The sequence below is a fragment of the Amycolatopsis sp. WAC 04169 genome (assembly GCF_003947535.1).
In the GTDB taxonomy this organism is placed as follows: Bacteria; Actinomycetota; Actinomycetes; order Mycobacteriales; family Pseudonocardiaceae; genus Amycolatopsis; species Amycolatopsis keratiniphila.
In genome coordinates this window covers 148,357-168,166 of sequence record NZ_QHJI01000004.1, presented here as the reverse complement: position 1 = coordinate 168,166, position 19,810 = coordinate 148,357, and the positions used below count along the sequence as shown (strand labels likewise).

The window sequence follows — 19,810 nt, the reverse complement described above, 5'->3', positions numbered from 1 at the left end:
TCGCTTCGCACTGTCGGCACCGGGGCCCGAACCTGCACGATTTCGGTGTCCAAACCGCAGGTTCGAGGGAGATCTTCGATGAAGACCACCGTTTCCGACGATATCCGCAGCTTCTTCTCCGACGCCGGCATCGATGTCACCGCGGCCGGGCAGGCCGAGGTCGAACTCGTGATCGACCACTTCGACAACTGGAAGAACGCGTCAAGCGGAGGCGCCTTCGGCTGCTTCACCGGCGCGTGCTGTCTTATGGCCTGAATGGTCGGCGCAGAAGCAGCCGACCCCCTTCGCGATCCAGTCCCGCCCCTCCCACCCGGGGTGGAGTTCGATCATCAACGCTTCGACCTCCGCGGCGATCGTCTCTTGGGGAAGCGCCGAGTCGCGGCGCTTCCAGGTCTCGTCGCGCAGCAGTTCGAGGTATTCGCGGACGTCGGTCAGGATCCGGCGTCCGGAGACGTCGCCGTGACCAGGGACGACGAGGTCCGGTCCGGCGGCGGCCAGCCGTCCCAGCACTTCGATCCAGCGCACTCCCGAGACATCGGTGTCGTACGGCGGGAACCACGGGAAGATCGAGAACTGCCCGGTCTCGACCAGGTCTCCGGTGAACAGCACGCCGGCGTCGGGCACGGTCACCACCTGATCGCCCCTGCTGTGGGCGCGTCCGGTGGCCGCCAGGCGCACGATCCGCCCGCCGAGATCGAGGTCGTACGCGTCGTCGTAGACCACGTCGGGGGTGGCGAGTTCGACACCGTCCAACGCCCGGGCGACCGGAGTGCCGAGGCCGCGGAACATGTCGAGATAATTCGGTCCTTTGTGGACCAGATCCGCGGCTTGGGCGCTGTTGACGAGGTAGGTCGCGTCGTCCGCGAAGACCTGCGCGCCGAAAGCGTGCTCGGGGTGGAAATGCGTCGTCGTCAGGTAGAGCCTGCGGCCGCGGGCGAGTTCGGTCGCGAAGGCGAGCACCTTCTCGGCGTTACGAGGGCCGAGTCCCGTGTCGACGACGAGCACCGAGTGCGAGCCGCCGATGACGCCGATGTTGGGTACGAGGTCGACGCCGAGATTCGGGATCACCACGACGTCGCGGGCGATCTCCCTGGCCTGGGCCGGGTCGACGGCGGGTTCGTGGGTGAGTGGTTCGAAGGGCATGTCCCCACCTTCGCGCCGGGCTCCGGGCGTCGTCCAAGTCCGATCTCCGCATCTCGATACCTGATGGGTATCATCGCTGGTGATGGAGCTACGCCTGTTGCGCTACTTCGTGGCCGTCACCGAGGAGCGGCACTTCGGCCGGGCCGCCGCGCGGCTGCACATGACCCAGCCGCCGCTGAGCCGGGCCATCCGGCAACTGGAGAACGACCTGGGGGTCGTCCTGCTGCTCCGGTCGGCCGCCGGCGTCGAACCCACCGCGGCCGGAAGCACCCTGTACGCCGAGGCCCGCACCCTGCTGGACCAGGCCGAACGCGCCCGCGCCCGGGTGGTGGAGGCGGCAGGCCCCGCGACGCTCACCGTCGGCACCCTGTCCGACGGCGCGGGGGAGGCGGGCACCCGCCTGGCCGCGGCGTTCCGGCGACGGCATCCCGAGGTCTCGATCCGCTTCCGTGAGGCGGATTTCACCGATCCCACCACCGGCCTGCGCGCCGGGCTGGCCGACGTCGCGCTGACCCGGTCGCCGTTCGACGAAACCGGCCTCACCGTCCGGGTTCTGCGTGAGGATCCGGTCGGGCTGGTGCTGCGTACCGGCGATCCGCTCGCCGACCACGCGACGCTCCGGCTGGACGACGTCGCCGATCGGCCGTGGTTCCAGTTGCCGGAGGGCACGGATCCCCGGTGGCGCGAGTACTGGAACGGGGCGACACCCGTCGGCGGGCGGCCGTCCGGGCCGGTGGTGCGCACGGTCGGCGAATGCCTGCAAGCCGTCCTGTGGAACGGATCGGCCGGGATCGCGCCGCTCGGGCACGCCCTCCCCGACGGGCTCACCTGGGTGCCGCTGGCCGACATGCCACCGAGCCCGCTGGTCGTCGCGTGGGTGACCGAGCGGGAGAACCCGCTGATCCGCTCGTTCGCGCGGATCGCCGTGGAAGGCCATCTCTAGACCGCACTTGTAAGTGCGTACTTCCCTCCGGAGAGCGGCTCCCCGAAAGTGAGTACAGCTTCGCTCACCATCCACAAGGGAGTCCACGACATGTCCAGACCTGCCGCCAGGTCCCAGATCCGGGTCGGCCGGACCACGGTCACCTACCTGCCCGACGGCCACGCCTGGCTCAACCCCGGCGTTTTCCTGCCGTCGAGTGTCCCGTCCGGCTGGGCGGCCCACGACGCGTTCCTCGACGAACGCGGCTGGTTCCCGGTCAGCATCGGTTCCTTCCTGATCAGGACGGACGACCGCGCCATCCTGGTGGACCTGGGGCTCGGCGCGGCCGACTTCAGCCTGCCCGGTGCCGCCGAGTTCCACGGCGGTGGCCTGCTCGACGCCCTGGCCGCGGAAGGCCTGAGCCCGGAAGACGTCGACACCGTGATCTACACGCATCTGCACCACGACCACGTCGGCTGGACGACGAACGTCCCGCCCGCGCCGGACGGCCAGCGCGGGCCGGTGACCGGGCTGACCTTCCCCGCGGCGCGGCATCTGGTCAGCGAGGCCGAATGGGCACACTGGTCCGGCACGAACGACCCGGTCGGCCCGGATCCGCTCGCCGTACAGGAGCCGCTGGCCGAGGTGATCGGGTTCTTCGGTGACGGCGACGTCGTCGCGCCGGGTGTGCGGATACTCGCCACGCCGGGGCACACGCCCGGCCACAGCAGCCTGGTGGTCACCGATCCGGACGGGGAGGATCCCCGCCGCGTCGTCGTGCTCGGCGACGTCATGCACTGCCAGGTGCAGATCACCGAAAGCCACTGGACGTTCGCGTTCGACGTCGATCCGGCTGAGGGCGTCGCCACCCGCGAGCAACTGCTGAAGGAGATCGAGGACGACTGGACGATCCTCGCGGGCGGGCATTTCGCCGGCCAGGTGTTCGGCCGGGTCCTGCCGCCCGCGCTGCGCCGGATCTGGGCCGCGGGCCAGGCCACCGGATAACGTCGCGGGTATGCCGGAACCACACCGCCGCCGTCCCCGTCCAGGCACTCCGGGCCAGGTGCTGGCCTGGTTGCCGGACGGGCGGCCGGCCGATGTGTACAGCGCGCCGTGTCCCTCGCGACAGGTACTGGATCGCATCGCGGACAAATGGACCGCGCTGATCGTCGGTTGTCTCTCCACGGGGACCAAGCGCTACAGCGAACTGCGCGCCGCGATCGACGGGGTCAGCGAGAAGATGCTCACCCAGACCCTGCGCGGGCTCGAACGCGACGGTCTGGTCACGCGCACCGTCCATCCGACGGTGCCGCCGAAGGTCGAGTACACGCTGACCACACTCGGCCAGACCATCACCGCACCGCTGGCGGTGATCCGGGACTGGGCCGAACTCCATATCAACGAGATCAACGACGCCAGGACGCGGTACGACGCCGGGGTGTAGGAACGCCGCGTCCGGGGCATTCCCCGGCATGCCGGACTCATCTCCAGAACCCGACCAGGCGACCGTCGACGCCGTCGGGAAGCTGACCTTCGCCCTCGAAACGGTCGAGCAGGCGCGTGGCCACCTGTACGCCTTCCACCACCTCACCGGGACCGCCGACTTCGCGCTCGGCGAGGCCGTCGAAGCGCTCCGGGAGGCCGGGCACGCCGAGTGGGCGGAGCGGATCCAGACCGAGCTGGTCGGGCTCAACGTGCTGCCGGAGCGGTGGACCTTCCAGATGATCGAGGAGTACGACGAGGGTTACTACGCGGCCTATCGCGAGATGGCGCGCGACGTCACCGGTGACCTGACCGGCGGGCGGCGGCATCTGCACGAAGAGCGGATCAAGCGACGGCGGCGTACCGAGGGGCGGCCGGGGCACGAGATGGGGCGGCCTTCGGCCGGCTGACTACTTGCAGGGGTCGTGGCCCCAGTTCATCAGCGAATACCGCCAGGTCGTCTCCGTGACGTCGCCGGACGGGCGCTGCGCGAGATGCCGGTGCACGTAGCCGACCACCTTGCGCATGTGCCGTTCGTCCTTTTCGGAGAGTTCCGCCTTCTTCGTGCGCAGGATCGTGACGATCCGGCGGCCCGACTCGTGGCCGACCGACTCGCCTCCGTCCTTGTGCTGCCCCGCGTCGCGGGACTCGTCGGTCTTCAGCCACTTCTCGAGTTCACCCGCGGTCATGTTGACCGCTTCGCCGAACTCGGCGTGGACGTCCTTGTCTTCGCTCACAGCTTCTCCAGTGCCTCGGGCTTGTGGACCGCTTCGCCGCCGCTCTTGTCGCTGCGGACGAGGTACTGCGGCTCCTCCTTGGACGCGCGAACCGTGCGGCCGCCCGCCTCGGTGTCCGAAGTGATCTCCTTCAGGACCTCGCCTTCGGCGTGCCCGCCGTGGCTGTTCCAGCGGACCTTGTCGCCTTTGCGGAATCGCTTGCTCATCGCACTCCTTCTCGTCGTGGACGGTCCGACGCCGGCCAGACGTAGGGCAGGTCGTCGGGAACGTCCGGGAAACTCGCGCGGTAGTGCCCCGGCTCCTTGCGGACGAGCGCGGACTGGTGACTGCGGTGGAAATCCGGGTCGCCGAGCCAGGGCGGCAGTTCCTTCGCGCCGGCGAGCCGGTCCTGGGTGCGGACCTCGTCGAGCCCGGTGGCGCGGAGCAGATCGAGCCGCAGCGTTTGCCGGCAGGTGTCCTGGCGGCCGGTCTCGCACCAGACCTCGCAGATGTCGAAGCCGTACCGGACGAGCGCCTCCTCGTAGCCCGCCCACATCGCCGCGGCCGGGTGATGCCGCCAGCCGTATCCCGGCACCGTCAGGGCGCGCAGCACCTGGATGGTCTCGACCCGCTGCTTCCCGAGCCTCCGCTGGTCGAGGACGGAAGCGGAGGCCCGGAAATCAGCGCACGGGAGAAACGTCTGCACACCGGCGGCTTCCCCCGCCGGCGCGGATCCAAACCGCTCAGAAGATCGACCAGCCGGTCAGGGTGGTGAACCGGTCCAGCGCCGCGACGCCCGCGACGGAGTTGCCGCGCGGGTCGAGGCCGGGGCTCCAGACGCAGATCGCGCACCGGCCGGGGACGATCGCGACGATGCCGCCACCGACCCCGCTCTTGCCGGGAAGCCCGACGCGATAGGCGAATTCGCCCGCCGCGTCGTAGGTGCCGCAGGTCAGCATCACCGCGTTGACCCGCTTGGCGGCGCTCTGCCCGAGCAGACGGCTGCCGTCGTTGCGCACGCCGTGGCGGGCGAGGAACACCGCCGCCCGCGCGACGTCGCCGCAGTTCATCGCGATCGAGCACTGGCGCATGTACTGGTCGAGGACCGCGGGCACCGGATGCCGCATGTTCCGGTACGACGCCATGAAATACGCGAGCGCGCGATTGCGGTCGGCGTGCGCGGCCTCCGACGCGGCGACCTCGGCGTCGATTCCGATGTCCGCGCGGCCGCTTTCCTCCCGGAGGAACCGGAGCAGTGTTTCCGCCGCGTCGCCGTGGTGCGCCAATTCGTCGGTCACCACGAGCGCGCCGGCGTTGATGAACGGATTGCGCGGGATTCCGTCCTCGTTCTCCAGCTGGACCAGCGAGTTGAACGGGTTCCCGGACGGTTCGCGGCCCACTCGTTCCCACACCCCGTCGCCGTGGGAGAGCGCGAGCGCCAAGGTGAAGACCTTCGACATGCTCTGGATGGAGAACGGCATCTCCCAGTCGCCGACCCCGTGCAGCCCACCGTCCACTTCGGCCACCGCCATGCCGAACCGGCCGGGATCGACCCTGGCCAGGGCGGGGATGTAGTCCGCGACGGAGCCGCGGCCGATCTCCGGCGCGACGTCGTCGGCGATCCGGTCCAGCAGCGCTGCGAGGTCCACGGCCGTAGCGTAGAAGCGCCTCTTCGCGCGCGACGATCGGGGTTCGCGGGTGAATTTGTCAAATCGAAAAGGGAAATTCCCGTAAAACCGGCGGAGTGACGTCCCGCACACCTTAAGTCTTCCTTAGCAATGTTGGGTGACGTGCCGCACACGCTCTAGCGTCTGGCAACCATGGATTCCTCGCTGCTCACCGAAAAAGGTGAAAGCTACTCAAAAGCACTGGGCAACCGCCAAGTGCAGATGATCGCCATCGGCGGCGCGATCGGCGTCGGGCTGTTCCTCGGTGCCGGTGGCAAGCTCCACCAGGTCGGGCCGTCGCTGGTCCTGTCGTACGCGCTCTGCGGTATCGCCGCGTACTTCGTGATGCGCGCCCTCGGTGAGCTCGTGCTGCACGAGCCGTCCTCCGGCAGTTTCGTCACCTATGCCCGCAAGTTCATCGGGCCGTGGGCGGGTTTCGCCTCCGGCTGGATGTACTGGGTGAACTGGGCGATGACCGGCATCGCGGAGATCACCGCGGTGGCGATCTACGTGCACAAGTGGCTGCCCGACGTGCCGCAGTGGATCACCGCGCTGGTCGCCCTCGGCGTGCTCCTGGCGGTGAACCTGCTTTCGGTGAAACTGTTCGGCGAGCTGGAATTCTGGTTCTCGGTGGTCAAGGTGCTGGCCATCGTGGTCTTCCTGGTCACCGCGGCCGGGCTGGTGCTCACCAGCGCCGACATCGGCGGCACCACGGCGGGCGTGCACAACCTGACCGCCCACAACGGCTTCTTCCCGGCCGGTGTCGGCATCGCGCTGATGACCCTGCAGGCGGTCATCTTCGCCTACTCCGCGATCGAGGTCGTCGGCATCGCGGCCGGCGAGACGAAGGACGCGCGCAAGGTGCTGCCGAAGGCGATCAACGGGGTCGTCTGGCGGATCGGTGTGTTCTACGTGGGATCCGTGCTGCTGCTGGCGATGCTGCTGCCGTGGCCGTTCTACAACGGCGGCGAGAGCCCGTTCGTCACCGTGTTCAGCCGCCTCGGGATCCCGGGTATCGGCGACGTGATGAACGCGGTCGTGCTCACCGCCGCGCTGTCGAGCTGCAACTCCGGGCTCTACTCGACCGGACGCATCCTGCGGGCGCTCGCCGACAAGGGCGAGGCGCCGAAGTTCGTCGGCCGGATGAGCAGCCGTCACGTGCCCTATGGCGGCATCCTGTTCACGTCCGGCGCCTACGTGCTGGGCGTGGTGCTCAACTACCTGGTGCCGAAGGACGCTTTCGACATCGCGATCGCCATCGCCTCGCTCGGCGTGATCACGACCTGGGCGACACTGATCTTCTGTCAGTTGCGGCTGCGTCAGGCGGCGCTGCGGGGGGAACTGGAACGGCCGTCCTACCGGATGCCGTGGGCGCCCTACAGCGGCTGGGCGACGCTGGGCTTCCTCGCGCTGGTGGTGGTCCTGATGGGCTTCTCCGACGGCGCCGAGAAGATCGCGTTCTACTCGATCCCGGTGCTGGTCGTGGTGCTGGCGGTCGGCTGGCGGATCGTCGGGAAACGGCAACGGCAAGAGGTGCGCTGACGACCCGCGTTTCGTCCTCTGAATGCGGTTGCCGCATTTAACTGCGGCTCGCCTCAACGGTTGCGCGTGAAGGACCCCTTCACGCGGCTCAGCCGAGGGAACTCGGCCTTCGCGACTCCCCGGATGTCATGAAAGGGTCGTTCAGGACACATTTCGTCCTGAACGACCCTTTCATGACCTCCAGCACCCCTCAGGTACGTGAAGGACCCCTTCACTGCGCTAGACGCAATGAAGGGGTCCTTCACGTACCTGGCCGCATTCAGAGGACGAAACGCGGTCGGTCAGCTCGACGTCGGGAAGTTGAAGCCGGCGGCGGAGTGTGGCCACCGCGTCGTGACGACCTTCGCCCGCGTGTAGAACCGCACGCCCGCGGGGCCGTGGATCGGGCTGTCCCCGATGAGGGAGTCCTTCCACCCGCCGAAGGAGTAGTACGACATCGGCACCGGGATGGGCACGTTGACCCCGATCATCCCGACCTTCACCTCCCGCTGGAACCGCCGCGCCGCCTCGCCGCTGCCGGTGAACACCGCGGTCCCGTTGCCGTACGGGTTCGCGTTGATCAGCTCGATCGCCTCGTCCAGTGTGGACACTCGCACGATCCCGAGCACCGGCCCGAAGATCTCGTCCCGGTAGGCGGCCATCCCGGTGGTCACATGATCCAAAAGGGACGGTCCGACGAAGAATCCGTCCTCGTGCCCGGCGACCCGCAGCTCCCGCCCGTCGACGACCACGGTCGCGCCCTGCTCCGCGCCGAGGGTGACGGAGTCGATCACTCGTCGCCGCGCGGCCTCGGTGACCACCGGGCCCATGTCGTTGCCCGCCTCGTGGCCGGGGCCGACCTTGATCTCGGCGGCCTTGCGTTCGAGGATCTCGATCAGCCCGTCACCGGCGGATCCCACGGCGACGCCGATGGAGATCGCCATGCAGCGCTGCCCGGCGGAACCGAACGCGGCCGCCGTGAGATGGTTCGCGGCGTACTCCAGATCGGCGTCGGGCAGGACGACGGCGTGGTTCTTGGCCCCGCCCAGCGCCTGCACGCGTTTGCCGGTGGCCGTCGCGCGCTCGTGGACGTACTTGGCGATCGGCGTCGACCCGACGAACGACACGGCGGAGATGCCGGGATGCTCCAGGATCGCGTCGACGGCGACCTTGTCTCCGTTGACCACGTTGAACACGCCGTCAGGGAGCCCGGCCTCGGCGTACAGTTCGGCGACCAGCCGGGACGCGGACGGGACCCGTTCGCTCGGCTTGAGAACGAACGTGTTGCCCGCCGCGATGGCGATCGGGTGCATCCACAGCGGCACCATGATCGGGAAGTTGAACGGCGTGATCCCGGCGACGACGCCGAGCGGCTGCCGGAAGTCGTGCACGTCCACGTCGCGCGAGACCTGGTCGGAGAAGCCACCTTTCAGCGCGTCGGCGATCCCGCAGGCGTACTCGACGATCTCGCGGCCGCCGACGATCTCGCCGCGCGCGTCGTCGATCACCTTGCCGTGCTCGGCGGAGATGATCCTGGCGAGTTCGTCCTCGTGCTTCACCAGCAGCTCACGGAAGGCGAACATCACCTTCGTCCGCTGCGACAGCGACGAATCACCCCACGACTCGAAGGCCTTGGCCGCGGCGGCGACCGCGGTGTCCACATCGGACGGTTCCGCGAGGAGCACCTCCGCCCGCGCCTGTCCCGCGGCCGGGTCGTACACCGGGGCCGTGCGGGTGGAGCCTGCCGTGGTGGCGGCGCCGTTGATCCAGTGGTCGATGGTCTTCACGCGTTGTCCTCCACAGGTGTTCACAGCAGTCCGACGGCCGTGTCGACGGCCTTGGCGACGTCGCCGTCGTGCGGGTAGAGCAGGGACCGGCCGACCACGAGGCCCTGCACGGTCGGCAGCGCGAGCGCCCGCTGCCAGGCGGCGAACGCGGCGTCGGGATCCTTGACCTCGCCGCCCAGCAGGACCGCGGGCAGGGTCGACGCGGCCAGTACGCGCTCCATGTCCTTCACCACTGGGAGCTTCAGCCACGTGTACGCCGACGAGCGGCCGAGTGCGGAGGCGATGGTGATCGAGCGGATCACGGCGTCGGGGGAGAGGTCGTTGCGGAGGCGTCCGTCGACCCAGTCCGCGAGGAACGGCTCGACCATGGCGATCAGCTTGCGGTCGGCGAGGTCGTTGACCGCCTTCGCGGTGTTCTCGAGAACGCTCGGCGTCGCCGGGTCGGTCAGGCAGATCCTGGTGAGCGTCTTGCCGCCGTCGAAGCGCATCCGTTCGATCGTTTCGGCGTCGTAGCAGGCGAACCGGTCGTCGATCTCGAAACTCGATCCCGCGAGCCCGGTGCGGTTCATCGAGCCGATGACGGTCTTGCCGTCGAGCACGCCGAGGAGCAGCAGGTCGTCGATGATGTCCGGCGTCGCCAGCACGCCGGTGACCCCGGGGCGTTCCAGCGCGAGGCCGAGGCGGTCGAGCAGTTCGCCGCGGTCGGCCATCGCGAGCGGGTCGGAGCCGACGCCGTTGGCGCCGCGGGCCGGATGGTCCGCGGCGATGATCATCGTGCGGCCCTTGTCGTTGAACGGCGACTTCGCGCGGACCCGGGTGGCTGCGGCCACCGCGACGGCCCCCGGATCCCGCACTCGCGCGGCGACTATCCGGCGCACTGTGTCCGACACGTTCGTACCTCCCGGCTCGCGTGGTCCTTCGACCATCGCAAGCGCCCGGAGACTTTGTCAAGACATATGGACATAAGGTCATAGTGGTCGAGCGCGGTAGGCTCCGCGCATGAAACCCTGGGCGCCCGGCGAGATCGTGGTGGATCCGAACGGCCCGGAACCGCTGTACTCCCAGGTCGCCCGCCAGATCGGCGCCGCCATCGAAGACGGCAGGCTGCCCAACGGCGCCCGGCTGGACAACGAGCTGGATCTGGCGGCGCGGCTGCACCTGTCGCGGCCGACCATCCGCCAGGCGATCCAGTCGCTGGTCAACCAGGGGCTGCTCGTCCGCAAACGGGGTGTCGGCACGCAGGTTGTCCGCACCAAGGTCGCCCGGCCGCTGCGGTTGAGCAGCCTCTTCGACGACCTCAGTGAACTCGGGGACAAGCCGGAATCCGTCGTCCTCGTGAACCAGGTCGAGCCCGCGGGTGACGAGGCGATCGAGCATCTCGAGACGCCGGGCCTGACCCACGTCCGGCGGTTGAAGCGGGTGCGCTCGACCGGCGGCGAGCCGCTGGCGATCATGAACAACTACCTGCCCGACGGCCTCATCGATCCGGCCGACGACGAACTGCGGGACAAGGGGCTCTACCAGTTACTGCGCTCGGCGGGGGTCCGTCTGCACGCCGCCCAGCAGAACGTCGGCGCGCGGCAGGCGACCGAAGAGGACGCCGAACTGCTCGACGAGAAGCCGGGTGCGGCACTGCTCACCATGCGCCGCACCACCTACGACGAGTCCGGCAAGGTCGTGGAATACGGGTGGCACGTCTACCGGGCCTCGCGGTACTCGTTCAACCTCTCACTGACCAACAACGTCTGACGGTTCGCGTTCCAGGTCGCTCTCCAGCGCCTCGTACACGGAAGGACGGAACCGGCGCAGCCAGACCGCGAGCGCGAGCCCGGCCAGCGCGACCACCAGGAGCAGCCACGGCAGGTGCGGGACGACGCCGTTGCTCGATCCGGCGAGCGTCGGGAAATTGAGGATCGCCAGCGTCACGATGAGGCCGAGCCCCACCGCGCCCAGCCCGGGGGCGATCAGCGTCTTCACGACCCGGCGGTCCCGTGTCCGGCGGAAATAGACCAGGATCGCCACGGCCGCGAACAACTGCAGGGTGAGGATGCCGAGCGTGCCGAAGCCGGTCATGCTCGCGGTGAGGTCGGCGACCGGGTCGAGCCCGGCGAGCCGGAACGCCAGCGCCACCAGCGAACCGAAGGCCAGCTGGACGATCGAGGCGTAACGCGGCGCGCCGTTGCTCGGGCTGGTCTTGCCGAGCAGCCGCGGCAGCACGCCGACCCGGCCCAGCGCGTACAGATAGCGGGTGGCCGAATTGTGCAGCGCCAGCAGCGCCGCGAACAGGCTGACCACCAGGAGCAGCAACATCAGCTTGGTCAACGGGCCGCCGAGGTACTCCTGGGCGACCGAAAGCACGAGATCCCCGCTCGACAGATGCGCGGCGGCCACGTCCTGCGCCTGCTCGGCGCCGATCGCGCTGACCACGGCCCAGGTCGTGAACGCGGCGAACACCCCGATGAACCCGATGGCGATGTAGGTGGCCCGCGGGATCGTCCGCTTGGGATCCTTGGCCTCCTCGCCGAACAGCGCGGTCGCCTCGAACCCGATGAAAGCGTTGGCGGCGAACAACAACGCCAGCCCGCCGGCGCCTTGGAACATCACGGACGGGCTGAACGCGGCGAACGAGAAACCGTGCCGGAACAACACGCTGAAGTCCATGATCAGCAGGATCGACACTTCGAGGATCAGCGAGACACCCAGAACCTTCGCGCTGACCGCGATCCCGCGACGGCTGAGCAGGAGGACCAGTGCGACCGAAAGCGCGCTCCAGAACAGCCAATCGAGTTTCAGGCCGAAGACGTCGTCGATCGCCGTTGAGGTGAAGAACCCGCTCGTGCCGATCGCTCCGGCGACGAAACAGTTGTAGCCGAGCATCGCGATGAAACCGGCGACGAGACCCGGCGTCCTGCCGAGACCTTTCACCACGAAAGCGTAAAAGCCACCAGCGCTCGTGAGGACCCGCGACATCTGCGCGTACCCGACCGCGAACAGCAGCAGGACCACCGTCGCCAGCAGGAACGCCGCGACCATGCCGCCGCCGTTGCCGACCGCGATGCCGATGGCCGCGATCACGATCATCCCGGTCAGTGGCGCGACCGCGGCGAGCACGAGGAAGACGATGCCCGGTACGCCCAGGACGTTCTTGGCGAGCGACGTGTCGTCACGGCTCATTCGGTGCTCCTCATCTCCGCTGGACGGCCAGTATGGGAGCGGAGGCGGGCGGGGGCTTTGCCTTTGCGCGCGCGGTGCTTGTTCGGCAGCGTCTGGTCGTGAGTGCTGTTTCGGGTTAGAACCCGAAACGCCACTCACGACCGCGGTTCGGGAAAGGAAGGCCAGCCGTGCGGCTTGTCCAGGATCTCGATCGTCGCCTGGTCGACCAGGAAATACTGGCCGCCGTCCTCGCGCGGGTTCGTATAAGCGGCCGTGGCCACCGACTTGCCGAAGTCGGCCATCACCGCGATGGGATAGCCGCCGTCGAAGATCTCACCGTGCGCCGCCGTCGCGACGGTCCCGGATTCGTACCAGGTGACGAAATACTGCGCCGGACCGGTTTCGAAGACACGCAGTGTCGATTCCTTTTGGCGGACACCGGCGAAGTCGCCGGACACGCCGGTCCAGATCATCGTCGTCCGGTCCGCGTAATGCTGCTCCAGTACGTTTCCCGAGCCGTAGTGGAAGTTCGCGCGGAGCCCGACCAGGTCGGTGCTGAGCCGATGGGTCCCGGTCACGGGGAAGAAGCGGACGTCGAGTTGCACGGGCTAAACCTCCGGATCGCTGGTATCCGCAGGTTTAGCAGCCCGTCGCACCTCGATCGTTGTCCGGCGAAGCGATCCTGTTGTCGATGAACGCGAGGATCAGTCGAACATGCCGGGCTGGTAGTCGCCCGCCGGCGTCCGGGCGATGACGTTGAGCCGGTTGTACGCGTTGATCGCGGCGATCAACGCGATCAACGCGCCGATCTGCTCGTCGTCGTAGTGCTTGCGCACCTGCGCCCAGGTGTCGTCGCTGACGCCGTGGTGCGCGTCGGCGATCCGGGTGCCCTCCTCGGTGAGCGCGAGGGCCGCGCGCTCGGGCTCGGTGAACACGTTCGCCTCCCGCCAGGCGGCGACCAGGTTGAGCCGGACCGAGGTCTCACCGGCGTGTGCGGCGTCCTTGCTGTGCATGTCGGTGCAGAAACCGCAGCCGTTGATCTGGCTGGCGCGCAGCTTCACCAGTTCCTGGGTCGCGTGCGGCAGCGAGGACTCCTCGATCGGGCGGTTCGCGGCGCCGAGACGCTTGACGTACTTGAGGACGACTTCGTTCTCGAACAGGTTGACGCGCGGTTCCATGATCTTTCCTCTCGGTCGATTGCTGCCTACATGACGAGCCGGGCGGAGCGGTTGTGACAGCTTTAGGAGTGACGCCGGTCACGCATGTCGAGGCCGCGGCCATCACGCACATCCGAACGCGTCAAATGCGTGAAAGTGCGCTAACAGAGCATTGACGTTGCACAAAACTGCACCTAACGTGACAGCTATTGCGCACAACTGGCACGGATGGGGAGTTCATGAGCGGGACCTTCATGGCGGCGGAGATCGCGAGCCAGCCCGGCCGCTGGCGGGACGCGGCGGCGCTGGCCTCGGCGAACAGTGAGCTGCTGCCGCCGCCGGGCGCGCGGGTCGCGATCGTCGGCTGCGGCACGTCGTGGTTCATCGGCCAGGCGTACGCCGTCCTTCGCGAGTCCGCCGGGCTCGGCGAGACCGACGCCTTCGCCGCGTCGGAGTTCCCGGAGGGGCGCGGTTACGACCACGTCGTGGCGCTGACCAGGTCGGGCACCACGACCGAGGTCCACGCCCTGCTGGCGAAGCTGCGAGGCAGGACGCCGACCATCGCGATCACCGGCGTGCCCCGCGAGATCGAGGCCGCCGCGGACACGATCGTCGACCTGTCCGTCGTCGACGAACGCTCGGTCGTGCAGACCCGCTTCGCCACGACGGCGCTGGCGATGCTGCGCGCGCACCTCGGCGAGGATCTGACCGCGGTCGCCGACCAGGCCGAGCGCGTGCTCGCCGAACCGTTGCCCGAGGAACTCATCGGCGCCGGGCAGTTCAGCTTCCTCGGCACCGGCTGGTCCGTCGGCATCGCGAACGAGGCCGCGCTCAAGTTCCGCGAGGCGTGCCTGCTGTGGACCGAGTCGTACCCGGCGTGGGACTACCGGCACGGGCCGATCAGCATCAGCGAACCCGGCCGCGTGACCTGGATGTTCGGGAAGGCGCCGGAGGGGCTGGCCGAAGACGTCGCCCGCGCGGGCGGGCTGTTCGTCGAGAGCGGCCTGGACCCGCTGGCGGACCTGGTCCGCGCGCAGCGTGTCGCCGGGGCCATCGCCGCCCGCAAGGGGCTCGATCCGGACAACCCCCGCAGCCTCACGCGCTCCGTCGTCCTGACCTGAGGCAGCCGTGATCGTCACCGTCACGCCGAACACCGCGCTGGACGTCACGTACACAGTGGACGGTCTCCGGCCCGGTGACGTGCACCGGGTGCGGGAGGTGCGGCACCGGGCGGGCGGCAAGGGGGTCAACGTCGCCCGGGTGCTGCACACGCTCGGGGCCGACGTCCGCGCGCTCTTCACGGCGGGCGGCGCGACGGGCGCCGCCGTCGTGGGTGATCTCGCGGCGGCGGGCATCCCGGCCACCGCCGTTCCGATCGGCGGCGAAACCCGGCGCACCATCACGGTTCTCGCGGACGACGGATCGGTCACGTTGCTGAACGAGCCCGGGCCACGGCTCGCCGGAAACGAGTGGCAAGCGTTTGCGACGGCCGTCCACGCCCGCAAGCCGGACGTGCTCGTCTGCTCGGGCAGCCTCCCTCCGGGCGCCGGGGGATACGCCGGGCTGTTCGGCGACGCACCGTCCATCTTGGACACTTCCGGTGAGGCGCTGCTCGCCGGACTGGCCGGGAAACCGTCCGTCGTCAAACCGAACGCCGACGAACTGCGCGAGGTCACCGGCCTCCGGGATCCGGCGGCCGCCGCGGCCGAACTGCGCAAGGCCGGGGCCGGCGCCGTCGTCGTCTCGCTGGGTGCCGAAGGGCTGCTGGCGGTGACCGGCTCCGGCACCTGGCACGCGGCACCGTCCACTGTGCTCAGTGGCAACACCACCGGCGCGGGTGACGCCGTCGTCGCCGCGCTGGCACTGGGGCTGAGCCGCGCCGAATCCTGGCCGGACGTCCTGCGCCGCGCCGTCGCGTTGTCCGGGGCGGCCGTGCTCGGCCCGCTCGCCGGGGACGTCGACCTCGAGCACTACCGAGCCGAACAGGGGCTGGTCGCCGTGCGCGCCCGCCCGGACTAGGAGAACAGTCATGCCTCTGGTGGGAACCGGGGAGATCGTCGGTGCCGCCGCGGCGGCCCGGCACGGCTGCGGCGCGTTCAACGCGATCCAGCTCGAACACCTCACCGCGATCATCGACGGCGCCGCCGCGGCGGAAGCACCGGTGATCGTGCAGCTGAGCCAGAACGCCGTGAAGTACCACGGCTCACTGGCACCGGTCGGCGCCGCGGCCCTCGCAGCGGCCAGAGAAGCCGCCACGCCGGTCGCGGTACATCTCGACCACGCGGAATCGGCCGATCTGGTCCGCGAGGCGGTCGCGCTCGGCTTCGGCTCCGTCATGTTCGACGCGTCCAAACTGGACTACACCGACAACGTGCGCGTCACGCGGGAAGTCGCCGCGTACTGCCACGACCACGGCGTATGGGTGGAGGCCGAACTCGGCGAGGTCGGCGGCAAGGACGGCGTCCACGCGCCCGGAGCGCGCACCGATCCCGACGAGGCGGCGCAGTTCGTCGCGTCCACCGGCGTCGACGCGCTGGCGGTGGCGGTCGGCAGTTCGCACGCCATGCTCACCCGTGACGCCGCGCTGGACTTCGAGCTGATCGCGCGATTGCGGGAACGGGTGCCGGTGCCGCTGGTACTGCACGGCTCGTCGGGCGTACCCGACGAGGGGCTGGCCGAAGCCGTACGAGCCGGGATGACGAAGATCAATATCGCCACCCAGCTCAACAAGGTGTTCACCGCGGCCGCGGCGGAGGATTGGCGCGCGCATCCGGAGCGCGTCGACCCGCGGAAGTACCTCGGTGCCGGGCGCGCCGCGGTCGCCGTCGAGCTGCGACGGCTGCTGGGAGTGCTCAAGCTTGATCATGTTGAACCGGTCAAGGTGACGATTGAGCAGACTTTGCGCGATTGAGTGTTGACATGTGCGTGAAACCTCACAAAACTGCGCAAGAACAAGCAGAACTTGTGTGATCTTCGATCCAGGTGGTGGCGGATGCGGGTAGGCAGGCTCACGGCATTTACGGCAGGGGCGGCGCTCCTGCTCGCGGGATGCGGCGGCGGGGACACGGCCGGTGGCACCGGCGAGAACGCCCTCCCGGGCGTCGATCAGTTCCTCAACGCGCCCTGTCCGGAGGCGGGGGTGAAACCCGCGACGGACAAGGAATTCACGTACTGGTCGATGTGGACGGCCGACGAACCGCAGGGCAAGGTCCTCCAGAAGGCCTTCAAATGCTTCCAGGAGAAGACCGGCGTCAAGGTCGACGTGCAGTGGCTGGGCCGCAAGGCCTACACCCAGAACCTGGTGCCCGCACTGAACACCGACGCCGTGCCGGACCTGTTCGACCAGGACGTCAGCAAGGTCGGCGCGGCGGTCATGACGCCGGGCGGCACGCAGAGCGTCGACGACGTGTTCGCGATGAAGGTCGGCGAGGGCGACAAGACCGTCAAGGACGTGCTTTCGCCCAGCTCGTACGACTTCCCGCAGAACAAGGACCGCGAGGGCCACAACTTCATGGTCCCGTACACGATCCAGTCGAGCGCCTGGTGGTTCAACAAGGACACCGCCGGCGACATCCAGCAGCCGAAGACGATGGACGAGCTGATCGGCCTGTTCGACAAGGCGAAGGCCGACGGCAAGGCCGCGATCAGCCTCGACGGCGACATCCCGTTCTACAACATGTACTTCTACACCCAGCTCGCCGAGCGCTACGTCGGCGCGGGCGGGCTGTACAAGGCCGCGACCGACAAGACCGGCCAGGCGTGGAAGACCGACCCCGGTTTCCTCAAGGCCGCCACCGAAACCGCGAAGCTGCCCAAGTACTTCATCGACGGCTGGGACGCGGCGAAGTTCCCGCAGGTGCAGCAGCGCTGGGCCGACGGTGACTCCCGGTTCCTCTACGTCGGCAGCTGGGCGCCGAGCGAGACCCGCGAGTACCTGGACAAGCAGGGCGCCGGGACGAAGATCAACTACGGCTCCTTCCAGTTCCCGATGCCCGAAGGCGCCACGCACGACACCGTCGAGCAGATGTCGATCGGCTTCTCGGTGACCAAGAAGGCCAAGCACGCCGAGGCGGCCAAGGCGTTCATCGCCTACTTCCTCAACAAGGACCTGCTCGCCGGTATCCCGATCGTGGCCGACAATCTCGTGCCGCGCGCGGATCTCGCCGTGCCGGACGACCTGAAGCAGGTCAAGGCCGCGCTGGACGACCCGAAGAAGGAGCACGTCCTGCAGTACGACGGGATCGACGGCATCGCCGGCGGCAAATGGCAGACCGACGTCTTCGACCCCGCCGACATCGCCTTGCTGAAGGGCCAGATCACCCCGCAGCAGTTCGTGGACCAGCTCGCCACCAAGGGCGCCGAGTTCTGGAAGAACCAGGGCTGATGACGGTCACGACACCGCCGGCGCGGGCCGTGAAGGCCGGGGCGCACCTGAGTCGCAAGAAACGGCTGTTCTGGCCGTTCGCCGCGCCGGCGCTGGTGCTGTACCTGGCCTTCCTGGTCCTGCCGACGATCGCGACCGTCGTGCTGAGCTTCACCAGCTGGGCCGGGGCGGGGGACACGCCGGAACCCAACGGCGTCACCAACTACACGCAGATGTGGGCGAGCGACTCGTTCCAGTACGCCTTCCGCAACACGCTGATCTACGTGTTCCTCGGCGGGATCGGCACGTTCGCGCTGGCGTTCCTGTTCACCATGGTGCTGAGGGACATGAAGGGCGGCAAGATCGTCCGCGCCATCCTGTTCTTCCCGAACATCGTGGCGCCGGTGGCGCTCGGCATGTTCCTCGGCTTCGTCTTCAAGTACCAGCCGGGGAAACAGGGACTGGCGAACTACGTGCTGGAAAGTCTCGGCGCGGACGCGGCGAAGTTCCTCGCACCGTCCAATGTGACCGGTGTGGTGACGGCTTCGCTGATCTGGGCCAGCTCGGGTTTCTACATCACCATCCTGATGGCCGCGGTCGACCGCATCCCGCCGTACCTCTACGAGGACGCGGAGCTGGGCGGCGCGTCGCCGTGGCAGAAGTTCAAGAACATCACGCTGCCGATGACCTGGGACGTCGTCGGCGTCGCGGGGGTGCTGTGGACGATCAACGCGCTCAAGATCTTCGAGCTGGTGTTCGTGCTGGCCGGGCCGGGCACCTACGCCCCGCCCAACGAGGCGTGGACGCTGGGGATCTACGTGTTCGACCGGACCTTCGGCTCGAACGGCACCCCGGACTTCGGCGCCGCCTGTGCCTGCGCGGTGGCGATGATCGTGCTGGTGTCCGTGCTCGTCGTCCTGCTCCGCCGGCTGATGCGCCGTGACGCGATCCAGTTCTGAGGGAGATCCCATGTCCGTCACCGACGTCGAGGCGCCCGCGCGGCGAGCGGCGAAACCGGTGCGCAAGCCGCCACGCAAACCACGTCCGGCACCCGGCTCCAAACGGTTCAGCCCGTTGCGCGTCCTGGGTTCCACGATCGTGTGGCTGTTCACCGCAGGCAACATCCTGGTGCTGTACTGGCTGCTCACGGCTTCGTTCAAGACACCGGTGGAGATCTTCACCAAGCCGTTCGACCTGCCGTACCAGTGGTTCAAGGTCGGCAAGCCGTTCCGGAACTTCATCTACGCCTGGAACAACGCCGGTTTCGGCGAGGCCGTGCTGACCACGGTGGTCCTGGTCGGGCTCGCGACGGTCGTCACGGTCGCCGTCTCGGCGCCCTGCGCGTACGCCCTGACCCGGCTCGGCGTCCGCGGCGCGGGGCCGATGACGAACGTCGTCGCGATCGGTATGGGCGTGCCGTTCCAGACCGTGATCATCCCGCTGTTCGTGGTGCTCAGCAAAGTGCACCTGGACAACGAATACGGCCTGTTCGTGCTGTACGTGGCGCTGTCGATCCCGTTCACGGTGTTCCTGATGACCGGGTTCTTCCGGTCGCTGCCCGACGAACTGGAGGAGGCGGCCGCGCTCGACGGCGCGTCGCCGATGCGCACGTTCTTCTCGGTCATGTTGCCGCTCACGCGGGGCGGCATGATCACCGCGCTCACCCTGAACGCCATCGGGCTGTGGAACGAGACGCTGCTGGCGATCGTGTTCCTCAAGGACCAGGCGCATTTCACGCTGTCGCGTGCTCTCTTCACCTTCTACGGGGCCGCGAGCTACCAGTCGGAGTACGGCGGGCTGATCGCCGGTGTGGCGATCGTCGTGCTCCCGATGCTCGTGCTCTACCTCGTGCTCGCCCGCCGGATCATCACCGGCCTGACCCTCGGCGCCGGAAAGTAG

The 19,810-nt window shown here is 68.5% G+C and carries 23 protein-coding genes; 13 read left to right on the top strand and 10 right to left on the bottom strand.

Going from position 1 to position 19,810, the window contains the following annotated elements:
• The first annotated feature begins 78 nt into the window (after window positions 1-78).
• On the top strand, window positions 79-255 hold the full coding sequence (locus DMC61_RS41385) for a hypothetical protein (RefSeq protein WP_167337776.1): 177 nt from the start codon (window positions 79-81) through the stop codon (window positions 253-255).
• Here the strand turns inward: DMC61_RS41385 and DMC61_RS10015 are convergent.
• On the bottom strand, window positions 202-1,143 hold the full coding sequence (locus DMC61_RS10015; RefSeq protein ID WP_125688668.1) for an MBL fold metallo-hydrolase: 942 nt from the start codon (window positions 1,141-1,143) through the stop codon (window positions 202-204). The two genes, DMC61_RS41385 and DMC61_RS10015, sit on opposite strands and share 54 nt — an antisense overlap.
• Before the next feature lie 82 nt (window positions 1,144-1,225).
• Here DMC61_RS10015 and DMC61_RS10010 point away from each other — a divergent pair, with 82 nt between their 5' ends.
• From DMC61_RS10010 to DMC61_RS09995, 4 genes are all read left to right on the top strand, one after another.
• Window positions 1,226-2,086, top strand: a complete 861-nt coding sequence (locus tag DMC61_RS10010) for a LysR substrate-binding domain-containing protein (protein ID WP_125688666.1) — start codon at window positions 1,226-1,228, stop codon at window positions 2,084-2,086.
• Between the two features lie 90 nt (window positions 2,087-2,176).
• A complete protein-coding gene (locus tag DMC61_RS10005) occupies window positions 2,177-3,070 on the top strand; it encodes an MBL fold metallo-hydrolase (protein WP_125688664.1) in 894 nt (297 codons plus the stop codon).
• A gap of 10 nt (window positions 3,071-3,080) precedes the next feature.
• The gene (locus DMC61_RS10000; protein WP_228709205.1) at window positions 3,081-3,509 is read left to right on the top strand and encodes a helix-turn-helix domain-containing protein; all 429 of its coding nucleotides are present in this window, start codon (window positions 3,081-3,083) and stop codon (window positions 3,507-3,509) included.
• Window positions 3,510-3,537: 28 nt separating this feature from the next.
• A complete protein-coding gene (locus tag DMC61_RS09995) occupies window positions 3,538-3,957 on the top strand; it encodes a hypothetical protein (RefSeq protein ID WP_125688662.1) in 420 nt (139 codons plus the stop codon).
• Here DMC61_RS09995 and DMC61_RS09990 read toward each other — a convergent pair whose 3' ends face one another.
• Genes DMC61_RS09990 through DMC61_RS09975 form a run of 4 tightly spaced genes read right to left on the bottom strand, consistent with a single transcriptional unit; the run spans window position 3,958 to window position 5,912 of the window.
• Window positions 3,958-4,284: a DUF3140 domain-containing protein gene (locus tag DMC61_RS09990; RefSeq protein WP_125688660.1), complete on the bottom strand. Its 327-nt coding sequence runs from the start codon at window positions 4,282-4,284 to the stop codon at window positions 3,958-3,960.
• Window positions 4,281-4,490: a DUF2945 domain-containing protein gene (locus DMC61_RS09985; protein WP_083715402.1), complete on the bottom strand. Its 210-nt coding sequence runs from the start codon at window positions 4,488-4,490 to the stop codon at window positions 4,281-4,283. The genes DMC61_RS09990 and DMC61_RS09985 overlap by 4 nt, the downstream gene beginning before the upstream one ends.
• A complete protein-coding gene (locus tag DMC61_RS09980; protein WP_125688657.1) occupies window positions 4,487-4,969 on the bottom strand; it encodes an MSMEG_6728 family protein in 483 nt (160 codons plus the stop codon). Before DMC61_RS09980 ends, DMC61_RS09985 begins: the two co-directional genes overlap by 4 nt.
• A 37-nt stretch (window positions 4,970-5,006) precedes the next feature.
• The gene (locus DMC61_RS09975) at window positions 5,007-5,912 is read right to left on the bottom strand and encodes a glutaminase (protein WP_125688655.1); all 906 of its coding nucleotides are present in this window, start codon (window positions 5,910-5,912) and stop codon (window positions 5,007-5,009) included.
• Window positions 5,913-6,083: 171 nt separating this feature from the next.
• Here DMC61_RS09975 and DMC61_RS09970 point away from each other — a divergent pair, with 171 nt between their 5' ends.
• Window positions 6,084-7,472: an amino acid permease gene (locus DMC61_RS09970; RefSeq protein ID WP_016335520.1), complete on the top strand. Its 1,389-nt coding sequence runs from the start codon at window positions 6,084-6,086 to the stop codon at window positions 7,470-7,472.
• Between the two features lie 281 nt (window positions 7,473-7,753).
• On the opposite strand, the gene DMC61_RS09965 is transcribed toward DMC61_RS09970, so the two are convergent.
• Window positions 7,754-9,238, bottom strand: coding sequence for a CoA-acylating methylmalonate-semialdehyde dehydrogenase (locus tag DMC61_RS09965; RefSeq protein WP_125688653.1), 1,485 nt, complete (start codon window positions 9,236-9,238; stop codon window positions 7,754-7,756).
• A gap of 20 nt (window positions 9,239-9,258) precedes the next feature.
• Window positions 9,259-10,128 carry a hypothetical protein gene (locus DMC61_RS09960; RefSeq protein WP_043848982.1) on the bottom strand — a complete coding sequence of 290 codons (870 nt, stop codon included), beginning with the start codon at window positions 10,126-10,128 and terminating at the stop codon, window positions 9,259-9,261.
• A 109-nt stretch (window positions 10,129-10,237) separates the two neighbouring features.
• Here DMC61_RS09960 and DMC61_RS09955 point away from each other — a divergent pair, with 109 nt between their 5' ends.
• Window positions 10,238-10,987, top strand: a complete 750-nt coding sequence (locus DMC61_RS09955) for a GntR family transcriptional regulator (RefSeq protein ID WP_125688651.1) — start codon at window positions 10,238-10,240, stop codon at window positions 10,985-10,987.
• On the opposite strand, the gene DMC61_RS09950 is transcribed toward DMC61_RS09955, so the two are convergent.
• From DMC61_RS09950 to DMC61_RS09940, 3 genes are all read right to left on the bottom strand, one after another.
• Window positions 10,967-12,412, bottom strand: coding sequence for an APC family permease (locus DMC61_RS09950; protein ID WP_125688649.1), 1,446 nt, complete (start codon window positions 12,410-12,412; stop codon window positions 10,967-10,969). The two genes, DMC61_RS09955 and DMC61_RS09950, sit on opposite strands and share 21 nt — an antisense overlap.
• Before the next feature lie 134 nt (window positions 12,413-12,546).
• The gene (locus DMC61_RS09945; protein ID WP_038511234.1) at window positions 12,547-12,996 is read right to left on the bottom strand and encodes a MoaF C-terminal domain-containing protein; all 450 of its coding nucleotides are present in this window, start codon (window positions 12,994-12,996) and stop codon (window positions 12,547-12,549) included.
• A gap of 99 nt (window positions 12,997-13,095) precedes the next feature.
• The gene (locus DMC61_RS09940) at window positions 13,096-13,569 is read right to left on the bottom strand and encodes a carboxymuconolactone decarboxylase family protein (RefSeq protein ID WP_016335514.1); all 474 of its coding nucleotides are present in this window, start codon (window positions 13,567-13,569) and stop codon (window positions 13,096-13,098) included.
• A gap of 218 nt (window positions 13,570-13,787) precedes the next feature.
• On the opposite strand from DMC61_RS09940, the gene DMC61_RS09935 reads away from it, so the two are divergent.
• From DMC61_RS09935 to DMC61_RS09910, 6 genes are all read left to right on the top strand, one after another.
• A complete protein-coding gene (locus tag DMC61_RS09935; RefSeq protein ID WP_125688647.1) occupies window positions 13,788-14,669 on the top strand; it encodes an SIS domain-containing protein in 882 nt (293 codons plus the stop codon).
• Window positions 14,670-14,676: 7 nt separating this feature from the next.
• Window positions 14,677-15,567, top strand: a complete 891-nt coding sequence (locus DMC61_RS09930) for a 1-phosphofructokinase family hexose kinase (protein ID WP_125688645.1) — start codon at window positions 14,677-14,679, stop codon at window positions 15,565-15,567.
• A 10-nt stretch (window positions 15,568-15,577) separates the two neighbouring features.
• Window positions 15,578-16,459 (top strand): class II fructose-bisphosphate aldolase, encoded by an 882-nt coding sequence (locus tag DMC61_RS09925; protein WP_125688643.1) that lies wholly within the window; start codon window positions 15,578-15,580, stop codon window positions 16,457-16,459.
• 81 nt (window positions 16,460-16,540) lie between these two features.
• Entirely contained in the window at window positions 16,541-17,932 is a 1,392-nt protein-coding gene (locus tag DMC61_RS09920) for an ABC transporter substrate-binding protein (RefSeq protein ID WP_125688641.1), read from the top strand.
• Window positions 17,932-18,870, top strand: a complete 939-nt coding sequence (locus DMC61_RS09915; RefSeq protein ID WP_016335509.1) for a carbohydrate ABC transporter permease — start codon at window positions 17,932-17,934, stop codon at window positions 18,868-18,870. The genes DMC61_RS09920 and DMC61_RS09915 overlap by 1 nt, the downstream gene beginning before the upstream one ends.
• A 10-nt stretch (window positions 18,871-18,880) precedes the next feature.
• A complete protein-coding gene (locus DMC61_RS09910; protein WP_038511254.1) occupies window positions 18,881-19,810 on the top strand; it encodes a carbohydrate ABC transporter permease in 930 nt (309 codons plus the stop codon).